The sequence below is a fragment of the Bradyrhizobium sp. AZCC 1610 genome (assembly GCF_036924515.1).
GTDB lineage: Bacteria > Pseudomonadota > Alphaproteobacteria > Rhizobiales > Xanthobacteraceae > Bradyrhizobium.
In genome coordinates this window covers 5,835,429-5,851,038 of the sequence record NZ_JAZHRR010000001.1, presented here as the reverse complement: position 1 = coordinate 5,851,038, position 15,610 = coordinate 5,835,429, and the positions used below count along the sequence as shown (strand labels likewise).

The following is a 15,610-nucleotide window of genomic DNA, read 5'->3' as shown; positions in this document are numbered from 1 at the left end:
GCAGCTTCTCTCCGCTTCTTCGATTTCGGGGGGGTCCGCGCGCCACTTGCCCGCGGCTAACGGATTGGCGCGGAAAACCAGAGTTTGAACTTGAGGCCCGGCGCGTTATCGAGCATTTCGATCCGCGCGTCGTGAAGACGGGCGACGGCAGCAACCAGGCTGAGCCCGAGGCCGTTTCCCGAAGCGTAACGACTGTGTTCGAGCCGGTAAAAGCGCTTGAAGACGTGTTCGTGTTCGTCAGCGGGAATTCCGGGCCCGTCATCGGCGATCGAGATGACCGGCCTGCCATCGAGATTTTCGTTCGTAACGACGACGTGCCCCCCGGCGCGACCATGCTTGAGCGCATTGTCCACGAGATTGGCGACGGCATCAAAGATCAGGTCACGATCGCCGGTCACCAGCACCTCGCGGTCGCCGGCAACGGTCAGGCGGGTGCCGTCCTGTTCGGCCGCGGCATCGTACAACTCGACAACCTCGCCGGCGATTTCGGCCAGATTCACGGTGCGGAACGCCCCCTTTCGTGCCTGGGTCTCAATTTGGGCAATCCGTGTGATTGACACGAATATTCGCAGGACAGCATCGAGGTCGGCGATCGTGTCGCCGATCAGCACTTGATCATGCTCGCCGATGCGCTGACCGTGATAGGCCTTCTCCAGCCGTCCGCGCATGCGTGTCAGCGGCGTCCGCAGGTCGTGCGCAACGTTGTCGCTCACCTGCTTGACTTCTCCCATCAACGTTTCGATGCGGTCCAGCATCTGATTGAGGTTTTCCGCGACACGATCCCATTCGTCATTAGTGCCGCGGAGCGGGATACGCTGATCCAGGCCGCGTTGCATGATGGCTCGACTGGTGGCGTTGATCGATTCGATCCGCCCCACCGTCCGCCGCGTCACCAGAATGCTTGCAAACCCCGCAACCACCACCAGCAATGCGGCGACCGAGATCACGGCCGTCTTGATCCGATCGGTAAAGCTGTCGAGGTCGCCGATATCCCTGCCCACCAGCAGGCGATCGCCGCTCGGAAACGTTCCGAGCATTGCTCGCAGCAGCGGCCGGTTGGTCGCGTTGGGTGACGATTCGAGCGCGCGAAACTCTGTCCATCCCCGCGCTGCCGTAGCCGTCGATGGCCATGCCTTGAGGTTGCCGGCGAGGGGGGCCAACGAAGGATCGGCCAGGATATAGAGGTTGTCCGCAAAACCTTTGTCACCTATGCGCTGTTGAATCAAGGCGATCAGCCCATCGCGCCCCGATCGCTCGTAAGCGCTTTGCAAGCTCAAATATTCGGTCACGATTGCTCGGTCCGATCGGCTGCGCACATAGGAGGAGGTGGACAGGTAGACGTAGCTGAAAAGCGCCGACACGATCACGCCGAAGGCCCCGATCGCGATCAGCGCTTGCTTGAACGTCGATGACGTTAAGGTCTTAGCCAGGAGCACGGAGACAGTACCCGATACCGCGAACCGTGTGGATCAGCGGATAGGCCTGCTGGCCGTCGACCTTGCGACGCACCCGCCCGACATAGACGTCGATGATGTTCGTTGAGGGATCGAAGTGAAGATCCCAGACGTGCTGCAGCAGCATGGCCCGGGATACGACGCGGCCTTCGTTGCGAACCAGATACTCGAGAAGCTGGAATTCGCGGGGCAACAGCGAAATGTCCTTGCCGCGCCGGCTTGCTGTCCGCGACACCAGGTCGATCGCGAGATCGCCAACGCGCAAGATGGTTTCTTTGACAATGGTGTCGCTCCGCCGGCCAAGCGCCTCGACGCGCGCCAGCAATTCGACGAAAGAGAAAGGCTTGACCAGATAGTCATCGCCGCCGGCGCGCAGGCCACGTACCCGATCGTCGACCTCTCCCAGCGCACTGATGATCAGGACCGGGGTGGCAATGCCGTCGTCGCGCATTTGACGCATGACCGCGATGCCGTCGATGTCCGGAAGCATGCGGTCCATCGTGATCACGGCATAGTCGTTGGCGACGCCGCGGCTCAGCGCCTCGCTGCCGCTGGCGGCTACATCCACCTGATACCCGCTGGTCGTGAGCGACTCGACAAGTTGATCGGCGGTTTCGGGGTCGTCCTCAACGACCAGGATACGGCGATGACCTCCTGTCATGGTTTTCCGTCTCCGGACGCCTGGCCAAAATTGAATCTACCTTGGCAAAATCAGGGAGCGCAAGGCTGACCTCTATGAAAGCTGATATATGAGAGAAATCAACTTCCACCGTAATCTCGGCGTTGCGCGAGTAAGGGCTCAAAAAAGGTGTGATGGCCGTCGCTGGCCGAAAGCCTGGCGACGACCATCGATGCCTGGCGTTACATCAATCGCGACGCGTTAGTAGTAGGCGTAGGCGTCGCAGACGTTGACCCGCCGCAGTCCGTATGGCGTCCATACCCTGCGCCAGCAGCTATCATAGGCGGCGTAGGCGAACGGCGCGCCGACGAACGCAAAGCGATGGAAGCGGTGATGGAAGCGGTGCCCATGGCGATGGAAGTGGTGCCCATCTCGGAATGCGAATCGCGAAGACCGGGGTCCAGAATGAAGAGGTGCACCCGCGAAACGGCCGCCGCTGAAATGCGTGCCTCCGCCGGGGCCGCCAAAACGCGGGCCTCCGCCGAAATGGCTTCCTGCGATGCCACTGGCTCGCCCGCCACCTACCGCGCCGCCACCCATGCTGCCGCCGCGCATGCCGCCTCCACCTACCGCGGCGCCACCCATGCCGCCGCCGCCGGCCTGCATGCCACCTCCACCTGCCGCGCCGCCGCCCATGCCGCCGGCGGGCCCGCCGCCTCCGCCTCCCATGCCGCCGCCACCGCCGCCACGCTGTGCGAGCGCCGGTGCCGCAAGGGCAAGCGTCGTGCTAAGCGCACCCGCGATGATACATTTAAGGAGCTTGTTGCCCATGCCAATCCTCCTGGTTCAATCGCAGCGACGGATACCGTCGCCAGAGGAAGACGATCAAGAGAGCCAGATGATCCAGTGCTTTCGAATGAATAATGCGACAGTTTCTGACACGGAAGTTAGTTTCGCCGTTTCGCTGTGCGAAGCATTTCGCCTTCGCGCAGGCGTGGAATGAGATCGCCAAGGAATCGCCAAGGAACTGATCGCCGCAAAGAAGGCCCAGCTTCCGCGCGAGGAATGGCCGGACCTGGAGTTCAGTTTGAGCGTGCATCATTTGCCGAGCCAGCCCGCAGAGCGCGGGGGGCTTGCCGACGACAAGAAAAGCGGATCGGCAATCCCACCCAAGGATGTAAGCCAGGCCGGCGGGTTCTCGATTCCCGCCGCCGGCCGCAGCAAGGGCGCGCGCAGGTCGATGTGTTGTGCTTCGCCGGCCGCAAGCCAGAACGCCGTGCCTTCGGCGAGATCGAGCACGATGCAGACCGGCGGACGGCCGTGCTGCAGGCCGGTATTGAATACCCAGGTCGTGCCGAGACGGTCGAACCACGAGCCGTCGGGGATGAACGGCGACTGATGCACGTGACCCGAGATCACCATTGACGGTTGATACTGTGTGATCCATTGCACCAGCTCGACGTCGCCGAAGAACCGCTTGCCGCCCCAGCTCGTCGGTGAATTCGCCGGCGGCGCGTGATGGACCCAGATCCAGCGTTGCGCCCGCTCGAGCGCGGCATCGCGAAGCTGGGATTCAATGCGGCCCTTGACCAGCGGCCCGTCCCACCACGGGCACACCGTAAAGTGCGTGCCGCCGATGGTGAGGCTGTCGCCGTCGCAAGCGATGCCGAGTTCACGGACGTCGCCGATCCAGCGCGCGATCTTTTCGCCTTCCGCGCTGCGTTCATCGAGGTCGTGATTGCCCGAGCAGAAAATGACCCGCGTCATGCCTGATAGCAGCGACAGGTATTTTTTCACGACCAGAATCTGCGCGCGGAAATCGACCAACGATCCGATATCGAGCGCATCGCCGGCGAAAATGACGACGTCGAATTCAGGCGCTGCCGCCAGCAGCCAGTCGAACTGCGGCAATGAATAATGTAAATCGGCAACGACAAGGCAGCGCATAAAAATCAAATCCAAAAAATGCCCGGGAAACAGGCGATCCGCAGACGGATGTATTCAGGCAGATTGGAGCAAGAATTGTGCCGTTCGTGATCTTCAAACGGGACCCAGCACCGCTGGAAGGACCAGGGCGCTGCCGAAATTCAGACCCGGCTCGATATGGAGGGCAATGAATTGCCCGAACGCACACGCGACTTTCGGCGAGAGCCACCGGCACAATACATGCCAGCTAAGTCTACGTTTGGCGCGTGATGCCGCGATTAGGGCGTTCGTCAAACAGGACTTCCGAGTCTGACGTAACGGATACTGATCTTCGGCTGGTGACGCGAAGGCTCATCCTTAGGGCCAAGGACTTGGGGCCAAGGACGAACGCGAGCTATTGTTCTGACGACAGGCGGATCATCTGGCGCCCGTCATTCATCGCCTTGAGATTGTTGACATAGTTCTCAGGACGCTGCCAGCGGTGAGGAACTTTCAATCCCATGAATTCTGCAATGCTGCCGATAAACGCAGTGCAATTCGTTGTTTCGGCGTTCCAGACCGGTGAACTCGCCTGCAATTTCTTGATGTATGCGAAAACCCTCTTTGCATCCGGCTCACTCAAGTAAACGCGGTAACTGGCGGTCAGGTATTGCGAATCAAGATCGCCATAGCTTGCCTTGGTCTCGGACGGCACCCACATCAGATGACCAAGTACATAAGGCACGTTGTCTCCCGCAGGGGTAAGGCCCGCGACTTCAACGGCTCGCTCGCTTGTCTTCCCGAACCAGACGAAAGCATGTCCCCAGCTCGCCGCCGTTCTGGCTCTGAAATCGACGTAGTACGGGCCCTTTGCTGATCCCGACCCTGGTTTTCGGGTCGACTGTGGCGCCCCTTTCGATTCACTGAACGCCTCACGGGAAACAAGCGCGTTCGCGTTGGCGGCGCGCTTGTCGACTTCCCGTTTGGGGGAAATGAGACGTTCCAGACCCGCGAGAATGTCAATCTCGCGCGCAGAAGCAGGATGGATTTCGCACTGGAGCAGGACAGCGAGTCCCGCAAGCAAGCATAGTCCTGATCTCTTCGGCCTGTTTGCCACGCTTCGCCCTTCAAATGTCGACGATAAAGCTCAGACTCAACGAGGATCTGAATCAATACCGCGCATAGGGCCGCGCCGCGACGGGCGTCTTGCCGATCGGGGTCTTCCCGATTGGGGTCTTGCCAATCGGCATCTTGCCGAGTTGGGCCTGCTGATAGACGGGCTGCCGGCGCGGGATGTCGGCAGCGCCAGCGGCAGTAACGACGGCAAGCGTTGCACCCGCTATAATCACAATTTTCATCACGGTACTTTTTCCTGTGGGTTAGAAGAAACAAGGCAGGAACCTGCTGCGCGCCCCCCTCAGACACGCCGTGAGCATGAATGTCGGAATACGTCTACAGTGCGGCAGGTCGCAGGATAGGTCTACAGTGCGGCAGATATGAGACATGAAGGAACCTCGACCCCTATTGCATCGATGGAGCGATGGCCGAACGCCGTTGTCGCGCCAATCCGTCCGAAGGCGATGACAAGGCGATATTGACGACTGGCCTACGTTGTTCGGCTAAGAGTCATTCGCTACAGCGGCGACCCAGCGGCAAGTCCAGCTATGTCCGCTGTGACGCCCGAAAGCGGAAGTCAATTCAAACTCGCCTTAATCCGAATTTGGCTGCGCGCTAATGAGCCCACGCCTAGTCCTCGCTCGCCCTGAACCGGCCGAGTCCTTTCAGCACGAACGGCGCCAGCAGCGCGATCAGCGCGATACCGAGCAGCACAGCCGACATCGGGCTCTGCAGCAGCACCATGGGATCGCCGAGGCTGATGGCGAGCGCGCGGCGCAACTGGCTTTCGGCGATCGGGCCCAGGATAAGACCGACGACGACAGGCGCGATCGGAAAATCGAACCGGCGCATCAGAAAGCCCAGCACGCCGAAAGCCGCCAGCATCGACAGTTCGACGACCGATGGCTTGGCGGCGATGGTGCCCATGGTCGCGAACACGAGAATGCCGGCGTACAGCCACGGCTGCGGGATCGCGAGCAGTTTCACCCACAGGCCTACCAGCGGCAGGTTGAGAACCAGCAGCATGACGTTGGCGATGAACAGGCTGGCGATCAGGCCCCACACCAGGTCGGGCCGCTCGGCGAACAGCAGCGGTCCCGGGTTCAGGCCGTATTGCTGAAAGCCCGCCAGCATCATCGCAGCCGTTGCCGAGGTCGGAAGGCCCAGCGTCAGCAAAGGCACAAGCGTACCGGCGGCGGAGGCGTTGTTGGCGGCTTCCGGCCCCGCAACGCCTTCGATCGCGCCCTTGCCGAATTCCTCCGGATGTTTCGACAGCCGCTTCTCGGTCGAGTAGGACAGGAAGGTCGGAATCTCCGCGCCGCCGGCAGGCAGCGCGCCGATCGGAAAGCCGAACATCGTGCCGCGCAGCCACGGTTTCCACGATCGCTTCCAGTCTTCCATCGTCATCCACAGCGAGCCGCGCACCGGCTCGATCTTCTCCTCGGCGTGATGGCGGCGCGATGCGACGTAGAGCGCTTCGCCCAAGGCGAACAGGCCGACTGCGAGCGTCGTCACTTCGACGCCGTCGAGCAGTTCGGGGATGCCGAACGCGAGCCGCGCCTGACCGGTGAGCTTGTCGATGCCGACCAACCCGAGCGTCAGCCCGATGAACAGGCTGGTCAGTCCGCGGATCGGCGAAGCTCCGAAGGTTGCGGACACGGTGACGAAGGCCACGCACATCAGCGCGAAATAATCTTCAGGCCCGAAGCGCACCGCGAAATCCACCAGCCACGGCGCGAGAAAGGCGAGGCCGATGGTGGCGATGGTGCCCGCGACGAACGAGCCGATCGCAGCCGTCGCCAGCGCCGGCCCGCCGCGGCCGGCCTTGGCCATCTTGTTGCCCTCGAGCGCGGTCGCCATCGATGCGCTCTCGCCGGGCGTATTGATGAGGATGGCGGTGGTGGAGCCGCCATACATGCCGCCGTAATAGATTCCGGCGAACATGATCAGCGAGCCGGCGGGATCGAGCTTGTAGGTCACCGGCAACAGCAGCGCGACCGTGAGCGCCGGGCCGATGCCGGGCAGTACGCCGACCGCAGTGCCGAGGAACACGCCGACCAGTGCATAGAGCAGGTTCATGGGCTGCACGGCGACAGCCATGCCATGCGCGAGCGCGGCGAAAGTTTCCATTACAGCAGTCTTTCCAGAGGCCCGGCGGGGAGGCTCAACGTCAGCAGCCGATCGAAAGCGAGATAGATCAGGGTGGTCATCACGATGGCGATGACGAAATCGGCGAGAATGGCGCGCCGTCCGAAGGCAGCCGACGTGGTGACGAACAGCGTTGAGGTCGCAAGGATGAAGCCGCCGCCGAGGCCGATAATGGCGATCAGCAGCGCCAGCCCGCCGAGAATCAAAAGTACCGCCCTGGGATCGGCGCTCTCGCGCGGCGGCAGGTTGCCGCGCAGCGCGTCGATCAGATTGCCGATCGCGAGAAGGCCGAGCCCGATGGCGATGACGACCGGCATTACCTCGGGTCCCATGCCGTACATCGTGGTGGATGGCAGTTGACGCGAGTCCCATACCAGCACCACGGCAAGGCCTGCGAGCGCCAGCGCAATGACGACGCCGGCACGATCGACGCGCCGCGCCGCCGGACCCCGCGGAAGGTCCGTCATGATTTGACGAGGCCGACCGACTTCAGCACGTCAGTGACGCGCGCGGTTTCCTTCTTCAGGAAATCGGCGAACGCATCGCCGGAAAGATAGGCGTCATCCCAGCCCTTCTGCTTGAGGATGTCCTTCCAGGCGTCCGACTTGACCATGTTCTCCACCGCGGTGCTCAGGGTCTTGCGCTGTTCCGGCGTGATGCCGGGAGGCGCGACCACCGAGCGCCAGTTGGCCAGCACAAGGTCGATGCCTTGTTCCTTGAAGGTCGGAATATCGCTGCCTGCGATGCGCTTCTCCGACGTCACGCCGAGCGCGCGCAATTTGCCGGACTTGATCTGACCTTCGTATTCGCTCAGTCCCGAAATGCCGGCAGTGACTTTGCCGCCGAGAATGGCCGCCAGCGACTCGCCGCCGCCGGAAAATGGAATGTAGTTGACCTTCTTGGCATCGGCGCCGATCGTTCCCGCAAACAATGCCGCCATCACATGGTCGACGCCCCCGGCCGAGCCGCCGGCAAACGTCACCTTGGCGATGTCGGCCTTCACGGCAGCGGCAAGATCCTGCGCCGTCTTGAGCGGCGAATTCGCCGGCACGACGATCACCTGGATCTCCTCGGTGAGGCGCGCAATCGGCGTCACTTGATCGAGCGTCACCGGCGACTTGTTCATGGCGAGCGCGCCCATCATGACGAAGCCGTTCACCATCAACTGGTTGCCGTCGCCCTTGGCGCCGTTGACGAACTGCGCAATGCCGACGCTGCCGCCGGCGCCGGCAACGTTGGTGACCTGGACGCTGCGGGCGATCTTGGCGGCGACCAGCGCCTGCTGCATCGACCGGGCGGTCTGATCCCATCCGCCGCCAGGTGCGGCGGGCGCCATGATCTTGAGCTCGAGCTGCTGCGCGAGGGCAGGCGCGCTGACCGCAAGTGTCAGCGCGACGACCGCGCCGAACAGGCGCGTATGAAACGGGATCATGGGATTTCCTCCAAGCTCACACAGGGAGACTGTGTGTCAATTGGTCGCATATCACCCGGAAAAGGCGCCGCTGTCCAGAAGGACCTTTACGTGTCCGAACCGGATCCGGAAGTTTCGCTACGGCTTTGAAGCGTGCGCGGCTTTGGCTTTCGGCATTTGGGCCTTCGGCATTTGCCTTGAGCGAAAGTGAAACGCCAGTTGCGCGGCACACGTCCGAAGAGGAGCCGTGCTTTGCGTTGCCTTGGCCTGGGCGATAGCGCCTGAATAAGACGCAATGACGAAGGTGGCCAAGGCCTCGGCGTCGAAGGCGCCGAGGAAATCCGCCCGCAGTTTGTCCGCAATGACCTTGCGCCAATTGTCATAGATCTTCTCGATCGCCTCTCGAAATTCGGAATCTGCCGCGCAAAGCTCGAGCGCCAGATTGTTGAGCGGGCATCCCAGAATGGTCCTGGACCGGTCCAGGGCCGTCGCGATCTGCTCGAACGCCGTGCGTATCCCTTCCTCCGCGCCGCGTGCGGACCTGACCGGCTCGAGCCAATGCTTGTCGACAGCTTGCGCGACGCGCTCCTGGATGACGTTAAGCGCAAGGACTTTCTTCGTAGGGAAATGATGGTGGAGCGCGCCCGCCGTCACGCCGGCCGCTCGAACAACGTCGTGGGTGCTGGTCGAGTGGTAGCCACGCTTCTGGAAGGCGTCCGCTGTCGCATCCAGGATGCGTTTTCTCACTCCGGCGGGATCGTTGGTTCGCGAGCGGCCGCTGGTTGGCTTCCTGGTCATGAGAGACTCCCACCCCTATCGGCATCGCAAGCGGTCTACCGGATTGACAAAAACAGGGCAACCTGTTTGTTTTTATCCCATCCGTGATGATGATTGAGGAGTGGGTAATCGATGCCCGAGAACGTTCAATCCGGCCGAGACCCGCATCGAAACAGCAATCGCAGAATGCGGCTGTTCTCCGGCCCCCTGAGTATGTTCGGCGCAAAGGTCCAGATCGCCGCGCACGAGAAGAACATCGATTTCGAACTGGTCATGGTCCCCTTCACCATGAAGGAGGGTTACGCGCCAAAGCATCCGGAAGTCCTGCGCATCAATCCAAAGCGGCAGGTCCCCGTGCTGATCGACGGCGACCTCGAGATATTCGATTCCACCCAGATTTTCGAGTACCTTGAAGACATCAAGCCGCATCCTGCGCTGTGGCCTGCGACTTCTGCAGCACGGGCCTGGTGTCGCCGGCTGGAGCATGAATCGGATGAGGTCTATTTCCCTCACATCATCAAATTGATGCAGCTCTGGAAAACGCCGCTCGATCCCGCCGCGGAGCTCGCGCGCGCGGGCGCCGCCGCCTATTATCGAACAATGGAGAGCGTGCTTGATGACCGCGACTTTCTCGGCGGCGCGTATTCCTTTGCCGATATCGCGTTCTATATGGCCCAGCTGTTCGGTGCGCGCTGGGGCGCCGACATGACCAGCGAAACGCCGAGGCTTCTGCAATGGCGGCAGCGCATGACGGCAAGACCGGCGGTCATCAAGGTCGTCGGACCGATGACCGATTACTTGCGCGGCCAGGGCCTCAGCGTTCCAGCGTTTCTTCCGTCAAAAGCGACGTGATCGACACCGCGGGTACGCGCGTCCGTTTGTCTCCGGTCAGGCGCGCGCGACCGCGTGCGGAAACACGATCTCGATCAGCGTGCCCGAACGGCTGCCGGTCCTGATCTGGAATTTGGCGCGGTTGGCTTCGACAAGCGCTTTGGTCAGCGACAGGCTGACGGCCGAACTCTCGGCCCGATCCGACGGCGCCGCGGTGCGGAACGGCTGGAGCGCGGCGGCAACCTCATTGTCGTTGAGGCCGTGGCCGGTGTCGCGGACCCGCAGCATTACCTCGCCGAAATCGGACAGCGCAGTCGAGACGATGACCTGGCCGCCGGCATTGGCGAGATGGATCGAATTGCCGATCAGGTTCAGCGCGATCTGGCGCAAGGCCCGCGCGTCCGCGATCACAGGCGGCAACATGTGCGCGAGCGAGGTGCGGATGATGATGCGCTCGCGATTGGCCTGCGGCTGCAACACCGCAACGCAGCTCTCGACCAGTTCGTTGAGGTTCTGGTTGGTGAAGGCGAGATCGAGCTTGCCGGTTTCGATCCGGGACAGGTCGAGCAGGTCGTTGATGATGGCGATCACGCGTTCGCCGGAGGCGCGGATGTCCTTCATGTATTCGAGGTAGCGCTCGTTGCCGAGCGCGCCGAAACGCTCGCCGATCATCACTTCGGAAAAGCCGATGATGGCGTTCAGCGGCGTCCGCACCTCGTGGCTGATCCGCGCCAGTACGTCGGCCTTGGCATTGGCGGCGCGTTCGGCCAGCCGGCGCGCCTCGCGCAATTCGCTCTCGGTCTGCTTGGCTTGCGAGAGATCGCGGAACACTGCGAAGAAATTCGGGCCATCAGGGCGGGTGCGGCCCATGGTCATCGACAGCGGGATGATGCCGCCCTTGCTTTCGCGCGCCAGCACCTCGCGGCCGTGATCGAGCAGGCTGGCGACGCCGGAAGCCTTGATGCCGGCGAGATATTCGAACACGCCGTGCCGGCTTTCGGGCGCGAACAGTTCCGCGAGATTGCGTCGCGCGAGTTCGTCGGCGTCATGGCCGAACAGCGCTTCGGCGCTGCGGTTGGCCGCATGGATGTTGCCCTCGGCGTCGAACATCACGATGCCTTCGGCCGTGGTGTCGAGGATGGCGGCAAGGTCTTCGGCGTTGGCATGGCCGACATCAGACGATTCGGAAGCGTCAGGCTCCGATACCGACGGTTCGAAGACGTCAGGCTCCGATGCTGGCTCGGCGCGCGCGATGGCGGCCGCGATCGCCGCGCCCTCATGGCGCGTGCCCGAGAAGATCAAGGCGAGGGCGGAATCGCCGTCCCATGAAATCGTGTAGAGGCGGGCCTCTGCCGCCGATGAGGGCGCATCTGCGTCCGCAGGTCCGCTTGCGGAAATCGTCACCGGTCTGCCGGTGTCCGATGTCGAGGAGGCGTTGGACGTGCCGGGTTCGACATAGAGCGCGTCGAGGCCGCCGGCTTCCTCCAGCGCGTGCAGGCTCGGATAGCCCATCTGCGTCAGGAAGGCGGGGTTGGCATAGAGCAGCCGGTCGAGCCGGTAGATCAGGATGCCGACCGGCAAGAGATCGAGCAGCGCCTTGTCGCGCGCCGCTTCGCCGCGCGCGGGCGGCTCTGGCGGCGCAAGCCATTCGGGCGGCGCGGCCAGCGGTTCGAAGATGGTTTCGCCGGCGGCGTCCAACGCCGCCCCGTTGCCGTTCTCGGTTTCGAGCCGCGCTGACAATTGCCGCGCGAGTTCGTCGAAGGCGCTGTTTTCAACCGGCGTCAACACTGGCTGCTTCGCTTCGCCGGGGACGCGGAACGGCAAGACGTTTGCGGCAGCGTCTGCCGGCAACTCCGTTGTGGTTTCCGTCAGCGTGTCCTTGGCGATTTCCAGAACGCTTTCGTTGACGATTTCCTGGACGCTTTCCTCTACGGCTTCCTTGGGAGGTTCCACGGGCGTATCCAAATCTTTTTGATGTGAAGGCTCTGCAGCAGAACTCTCTGCAGCAGAAGTTTTGGCAGCAATCGGTTCAGGCAATTCGTCTGATGAAGGCGATGCAACGCTGGTCGGCTCGGCAGATGGCGCGGTGGACGGTTCTTGCGGCGTCACCATCTCGCCGGACAATTCCGCCAGGCGCAGGGCGGCGAGCCGCGCCAGCGCATCGAAATCGCGACAGACGCCGAAGCCGCGATAGCCGATGAAATTCCGCGCCCCGTCGAAGATCGGCAGGCCGGACAGTTCGACGGGCAAGGTGCCGCCGCCGTCCACCGGCCAGTTCAGCATGATGCCGCTCCAGGTCGCGCCCGTCGCAAAGGCCTGCATCATCCGGCCGGTGGGATCTAGCCCGAAGGTCTCGGCGATCTCGCGCCATGGCCGGCCGAAAGCGGCCGTGGTGCGCGGGCCGATCAGGCCCAAAAATTCGTCGGTGCCGAGCGCGAAGCGGCCTTCCCGATCCATCTGCCAGGTGAAGCGCAGCGGCAGGCGGCGCGCCTGCTGGCCGGCAAATACTTCGATCGCAGGCGGTGGCGCGCGCGCAATGGTTTCGGCTGCGGGCGGCTCGCCTGCGGCGGCAGGCTCAAACGCATCGAACAACGCAAACTCGGCGGGCGCTTCGCCCGACGGTGCCGGCTGCTGGTAATCGGGAGCCGGTTGCGGCGCGACCGGTTGCTCGATGACGGGCATGGCGGGCGCGCTCGGCTGCAAGACTGGCTCTGACAAGACTGGCTCTGACAAGGTTGGCTCTGATGATGCGGTGGCCGGCCGCATCTCGTTATCGGACTGCGCCTGCGCCGGGCGCGGCGCGATCAGCGCGATGTTGCCGGCGGCGATCAGAACGCCGTGGCTGCCATTGGGAAAGTCGAACCGCGACGCGCCGCAGGTCGAGAGCATGCCGGGCGCTGCGCCAAATCCCTGCAAGCGCTCCAGCCGGATGGCGCCGTTGGCGAGCAGCCGGCCTGCGAGCCGCGCGATCTGCCGCCGGTGCCGGTCGGCCGGCCCGAAGGTTTTTTCGGCAAGGGCTGCGGCGCTGGCTGCGCCGAACAGGCGGGCGCCGGCCGGATTGGCCCACAGGATCCGCCTGCCGTCGGCGGTCCACAGCCAGGCGGGCAGGCGGCTCGCCGCATAGGCCGCCAATCGCGGATCGCCGGGCGCCAGCCACTGAAATTCCGCATCCTTCATCGCAATTACATGACCGTCCGGCTTCAAAATCGGCGCCCAAACGCTGAAAGCGTTAAGGGAACGTTACTATCGCAAGCCGGCAGCGGCAGGTCCACGGCCCGGCGGGCTGGCGGTAATCTAAGCGGCGGATAACCTTAACCCGGCTGGACCCTTTGGCCGGCCGCCGCGTTGGGTGGTTGCAAACGGCCGTCAAGGGTTCAACGAGGAACCTCCCCGGCGCCGCATCCGTCCCCGGAGCGGCCCCCTGACGGTATCCGGACGCAATCCCTGCCAACGCAAAGGAGCACACCATGAGCGACGATGTGCGAGACCGTTTCGAGATACCCAAGGAAATGCGATCGATGGCAGAAGCGAGTGTCGAGCAGGCCCGCAAGGCCTTCGAGAAATTCGTCGCCTCCGCGCAGGCCGCCGCCGGCTCCATCGAGGAGCGCAACGCCACGGTTCGCGCCGGCGCCAAGGATGTCAGCAGTAAGGCCATCGGCTATGCCGAGAAGAACGTGCAGGCCTCGCTCGATCACGCGGAGTCGCTGCTGCAAGCCAAGGACGTGACCGAAGTAACGCGGCTGCACAGCGAATATGTGCAGAGCCTGATGCGCTCGCTGGCGGAGCAGGCCAGCGAGATGGGACAGACCGTTACCAAGGCCGCCATCGACGCGACCAAGCCGAAAGCGTGAGCTGCCGCCATCGGCGAGAAGCTACCGCTGGCCTGATGGAACTCGCATGCCGGGTTAAATACGCGGCGATGCACCAGAAATTGCAGTGCGCTGCACAAATTTGACATGATATTGGTTCTAATTGGGCGAGCCCGTGGATGGGCACTTTCCGTGAGTGTGTGCGTGACCTTTCGGCCCGCCTTGCCTGCCCGGCGGTCCGCAGGGGGAAATGCCGTTTTAACCCCATTGTGAAGGATGCAAGCCGTGACCAGCCCCACCGATCCCTTCTCTGCCTCCATCATCCCCTTCGAAGTCCCCGAGCAGATGCGCGCGCTTGCCGAAAAGGGCGTTTCGCAGGCCCGCGACAGCTACGCCAAGTTCAAGGATGCGGCCGAAACCCATAACGGCACCATCGAGGCCGTGTTCACCTCGGCCAGCAAGGGCGCCAGTGAGTACAACGCCAAGCTGATCGAGTTCTTCAAGGCCAACACCTCGTCCTCGCTCGATTTCGCGCAGGAGCTGTTCGGCGTGAAGACGCCGGCGGCGGCGATGGAGCTGTGGACCTCGCATGCCCGCAAGCAGTACGAGACCTTGACGACACAAGCCAAGGAGCTCACCGAGCTCGGCCAGAAGGTCGCGACCGAGACCGTCGAGCCGATCAAGGCCTCGGCCTCGAAGCTCTACAAGCCGGCCGCCTGACCGCCTTCGTCCCTCATCGAGAAAGGCCCGGGCGATCGGCCCGGGCCTTTTGCTGTCGGGCAATGCTTTTGACGCCGTCCGCGACGCCCGGAGATGAACGCAAAATGCCTTCCGGACGACTATATAATCAGGCGCTTCCCGGCCTTGCCAAAGCGAGGCGTTGCACCTAGTTTCCGGCCCATTCGCAGGCCCCCTTTTTGAGGCCTCGCGTGAGGGATGCAGTTGTAGCTCAGTTGGTTAGAGCGCCTGTCTGTGGAACAGGAGGTCGGTGGTTCGAGCCCACCCAACTGTACCAGCCCTCACGAAGCCAACTTGCCTCCCGACCCACCGCAGCACTTGTGCTGTGGCGTGTCGTCCACCCGTGCTTGCGAATCCTGATCCGTTCACCCACAATTCCGCCAAGCTTTGCGCTGGGGGGGGGGATGGATGACGATTTTTCGAGCGGGGGATTTTCAGTTTGGTTTGCTGCTGGCCGTAGCGCTGTCGGTTTCGATCGGGCCCGCAGCCGGCCAGGGCTACACGCCCGAACAGGAGCAGGCCTGCACCGGTGACGCGTTCCGGCTCTGCAGTTCCGAGATCCCCGATATCAGTCGCGTGACCGCCTGCATGGTCGCCAAAAAATCCCAGCTCTCGCCGGCCTGCCGGGCGCATTTCAGGCCGGATCCCGAGCCGGGCGCGGCCGCGGCCAGGCCGGCCGGCCGTCCGACGGTCATCCGGCCCGCAACGCCGCGCAAGGCCGTAAGCGGCAAGCCGCGCAAGGCCAAAAAGCCGGCGAAACGCGCGACCTGACGGCGCGGGCGACCTGACAGCGCGGGCGATC

Annotated in this window: 14 protein-coding genes, 1 tRNA gene and 1 pseudogene; 5 read left to right on the top strand and 11 right to left on the bottom strand. The window is 63.2% G+C overall.

The window, feature by feature from the left end:
- Positions 1–56 precede the first annotated feature (56 nt).
- The 10 genes and pseudogenes from V1279_RS28770 to V1279_RS28725 form a co-directional block, all read right to left on the bottom strand.
- Positions 57–992, bottom strand: a pseudogene (locus V1279_RS28770) (sensor histidine kinase); the annotation flags it as partial.
- A 430-nt stretch (positions 993–1,422) separates the two neighbouring features.
- Entirely contained in the window at positions 1,423–2,115 is a 693-nt protein-coding gene (locus V1279_RS28765; protein WP_334442896.1) for a response regulator transcription factor, read from the bottom strand.
- 219 nt (positions 2,116–2,334) lie between these two features.
- Positions 2,335–2,904 (bottom strand): hypothetical protein, encoded by a 570-nt coding sequence (locus tag V1279_RS28760; protein ID WP_334442894.1) that lies wholly within the window; start codon positions 2,902–2,904, stop codon positions 2,335–2,337.
- A 267-nt stretch (positions 2,905–3,171) separates the two neighbouring features.
- Positions 3,172–4,020, bottom strand: coding sequence for a metallophosphoesterase family protein (locus V1279_RS28755; protein WP_334442892.1), 849 nt, complete (start codon positions 4,018–4,020; stop codon positions 3,172–3,174).
- A 373-nt stretch (positions 4,021–4,393) separates the two neighbouring features.
- Complete coding sequence (locus V1279_RS28750) at positions 4,394–5,095, bottom strand: hypothetical protein (RefSeq protein WP_334442890.1); 702 nt, start codon at positions 5,093–5,095, stop codon at positions 4,394–4,396.
- A 52-nt stretch (positions 5,096–5,147) separates the two neighbouring features.
- Positions 5,148–5,336 carry a hypothetical protein gene (locus V1279_RS28745; protein ID WP_420836838.1) on the bottom strand — a complete coding sequence of 63 codons (189 nt, stop codon included), beginning with the start codon at positions 5,334–5,336 and terminating at the stop codon, positions 5,148–5,150.
- Positions 5,337–5,724: 388 nt separating this feature from the next.
- Positions 5,725–7,224 (bottom strand): tripartite tricarboxylate transporter permease, encoded by a 1,500-nt coding sequence (locus V1279_RS28740; RefSeq protein ID WP_334442884.1) that lies wholly within the window; start codon positions 7,222–7,224, stop codon positions 5,725–5,727.
- Positions 7,224–7,709: a tripartite tricarboxylate transporter TctB family protein gene (locus tag V1279_RS28735; RefSeq protein ID WP_334442882.1), complete on the bottom strand. Its 486-nt coding sequence runs from the start codon at positions 7,707–7,709 to the stop codon at positions 7,224–7,226. Before V1279_RS28735 ends, V1279_RS28740 begins: the two co-directional genes overlap by 1 nt.
- Positions 7,706–8,674, bottom strand: coding sequence for a Bug family tripartite tricarboxylate transporter substrate binding protein (locus V1279_RS28730; RefSeq protein ID WP_334442880.1), 969 nt, complete (start codon positions 8,672–8,674; stop codon positions 7,706–7,708). The genes V1279_RS28735 and V1279_RS28730 overlap by 4 nt, the downstream gene beginning before the upstream one ends.
- 117 nt (positions 8,675–8,791) lie before the next feature.
- A complete protein-coding gene (locus tag V1279_RS28725; protein ID WP_334442877.1) occupies positions 8,792–9,451 on the bottom strand; it encodes a TetR/AcrR family transcriptional regulator in 660 nt (219 codons plus the stop codon).
- A gap of 165 nt (positions 9,452–9,616) precedes the next feature.
- On the opposite strand from V1279_RS28725, the gene V1279_RS28720 reads away from it, so the two are divergent.
- Positions 9,617–10,282, top strand: a complete 666-nt coding sequence (locus V1279_RS28720; RefSeq protein ID WP_334442874.1) for a glutathione S-transferase family protein — start codon at positions 9,617–9,619, stop codon at positions 10,280–10,282.
- A 36-nt stretch (positions 10,283–10,318) separates the two neighbouring features.
- On the opposite strand, the gene V1279_RS28715 is transcribed toward V1279_RS28720, so the two are convergent.
- Positions 10,319–13,438 (bottom strand): PAS domain-containing sensor histidine kinase, encoded by a 3,120-nt coding sequence (locus V1279_RS28715; protein WP_334442871.1) that lies wholly within the window; start codon positions 13,436–13,438, stop codon positions 10,319–10,321.
- Positions 13,439–13,728: 290 nt separating this feature from the next.
- Between V1279_RS28715 and V1279_RS28710 the strand changes: the two genes are divergently transcribed.
- The 4 genes from V1279_RS28710 to V1279_RS28695 all read left to right on the top strand — a co-directional run bounded on the left by V1279_RS28710 (position 13,729) and on the right by V1279_RS28695 (position 15,579).
- The gene (locus V1279_RS28710) at positions 13,729–14,112 is read left to right on the top strand and encodes a phasin family protein (RefSeq protein WP_334442868.1); all 384 of its coding nucleotides are present in this window, start codon (positions 13,729–13,731) and stop codon (positions 14,110–14,112) included.
- 243 nt (positions 14,113–14,355) lie between these two features.
- The gene (locus V1279_RS28705; RefSeq protein WP_334442865.1) at positions 14,356–14,790 is read left to right on the top strand and encodes a phasin; all 435 of its coding nucleotides are present in this window, start codon (positions 14,356–14,358) and stop codon (positions 14,788–14,790) included.
- A gap of 218 nt (positions 14,791–15,008) precedes the next feature.
- A tRNA-His gene (locus tag V1279_RS28700) sits at positions 15,009–15,085 on the top strand.
- 131 nt (positions 15,086–15,216) lie between these two features.
- Positions 15,217–15,579, top strand: coding sequence for a hypothetical protein (locus V1279_RS28695; protein WP_334442863.1), 363 nt, complete (start codon positions 15,217–15,219; stop codon positions 15,577–15,579).
- Positions 15,580–15,610 lie beyond the last annotated feature (31 nt).

Excerpts from the sequence above, each read along its gene's own strand:
- V1279_RS28755 (WP_334442892.1), bottom strand. The coding sequence starts at position 4,020 with ATGCGCTGCCTTGTCGTTGCCGATTTACATTATTCATTGCCGCAGTTC.
- V1279_RS28760 (WP_334442894.1), bottom strand. The coding sequence starts at position 2,904 with ATGGGCAACAAGCTCCTTAAATGTATCATCGCGGGTGCGCTTAGCACG.
- V1279_RS28740 (WP_334442884.1), bottom strand. The coding sequence starts at position 7,224 with ATGGAAACTTTCGCCGCGCTCGCGCATGGCATGGCTGTCGCCGTGCAG.
- V1279_RS28720 (WP_334442874.1), top strand. The coding sequence starts at position 9,617 with ATGCGGCTGTTCTCCGGCCCCCTGAGTATGTTCGGCGCAAAGGTCCAG.
- V1279_RS28730 (WP_334442880.1), bottom strand. The coding sequence starts at position 8,674 with ATGATCCCGTTTCATACGCGCCTGTTCGGCGCGGTCGTCGCGCTGACA.
- V1279_RS28745 (WP_420836838.1), bottom strand. The coding sequence starts at position 5,336 with ATGAAAATTGTGATTATAGCGGGTGCAACGCTTGCCGTCGTTACTGCC.
- V1279_RS28725 (WP_334442877.1), bottom strand. The coding sequence starts at position 9,451 with ATGACCAGGAAGCCAACCAGCGGCCGCTCGCGAACCAACGATCCCGCC.
- V1279_RS28765 (WP_334442896.1), bottom strand. The coding sequence starts at position 2,115 with ATGACAGGAGGTCATCGCCGTATCCTGGTCGTTGAGGACGACCCCGAA.
- V1279_RS28715 (WP_334442871.1), bottom strand. The coding sequence starts at position 13,438 with ATGAAGGATGCGGAATTTCAGTGGCTGGCGCCCGGCGATCCGCGATTG.
- V1279_RS28710 (WP_334442868.1), top strand. The coding sequence starts at position 13,729 with ATGAGCGACGATGTGCGAGACCGTTTCGAGATACCCAAGGAAATGCGA.
- V1279_RS28695 (WP_334442863.1), top strand. The coding sequence starts at position 15,217 with ATGACGATTTTTCGAGCGGGGGATTTTCAGTTTGGTTTGCTGCTGGCC.
- V1279_RS28735 (WP_334442882.1), bottom strand. The coding sequence starts at position 7,709 with ATGACGGACCTTCCGCGGGGTCCGGCGGCGCGGCGCGTCGATCGTGCC.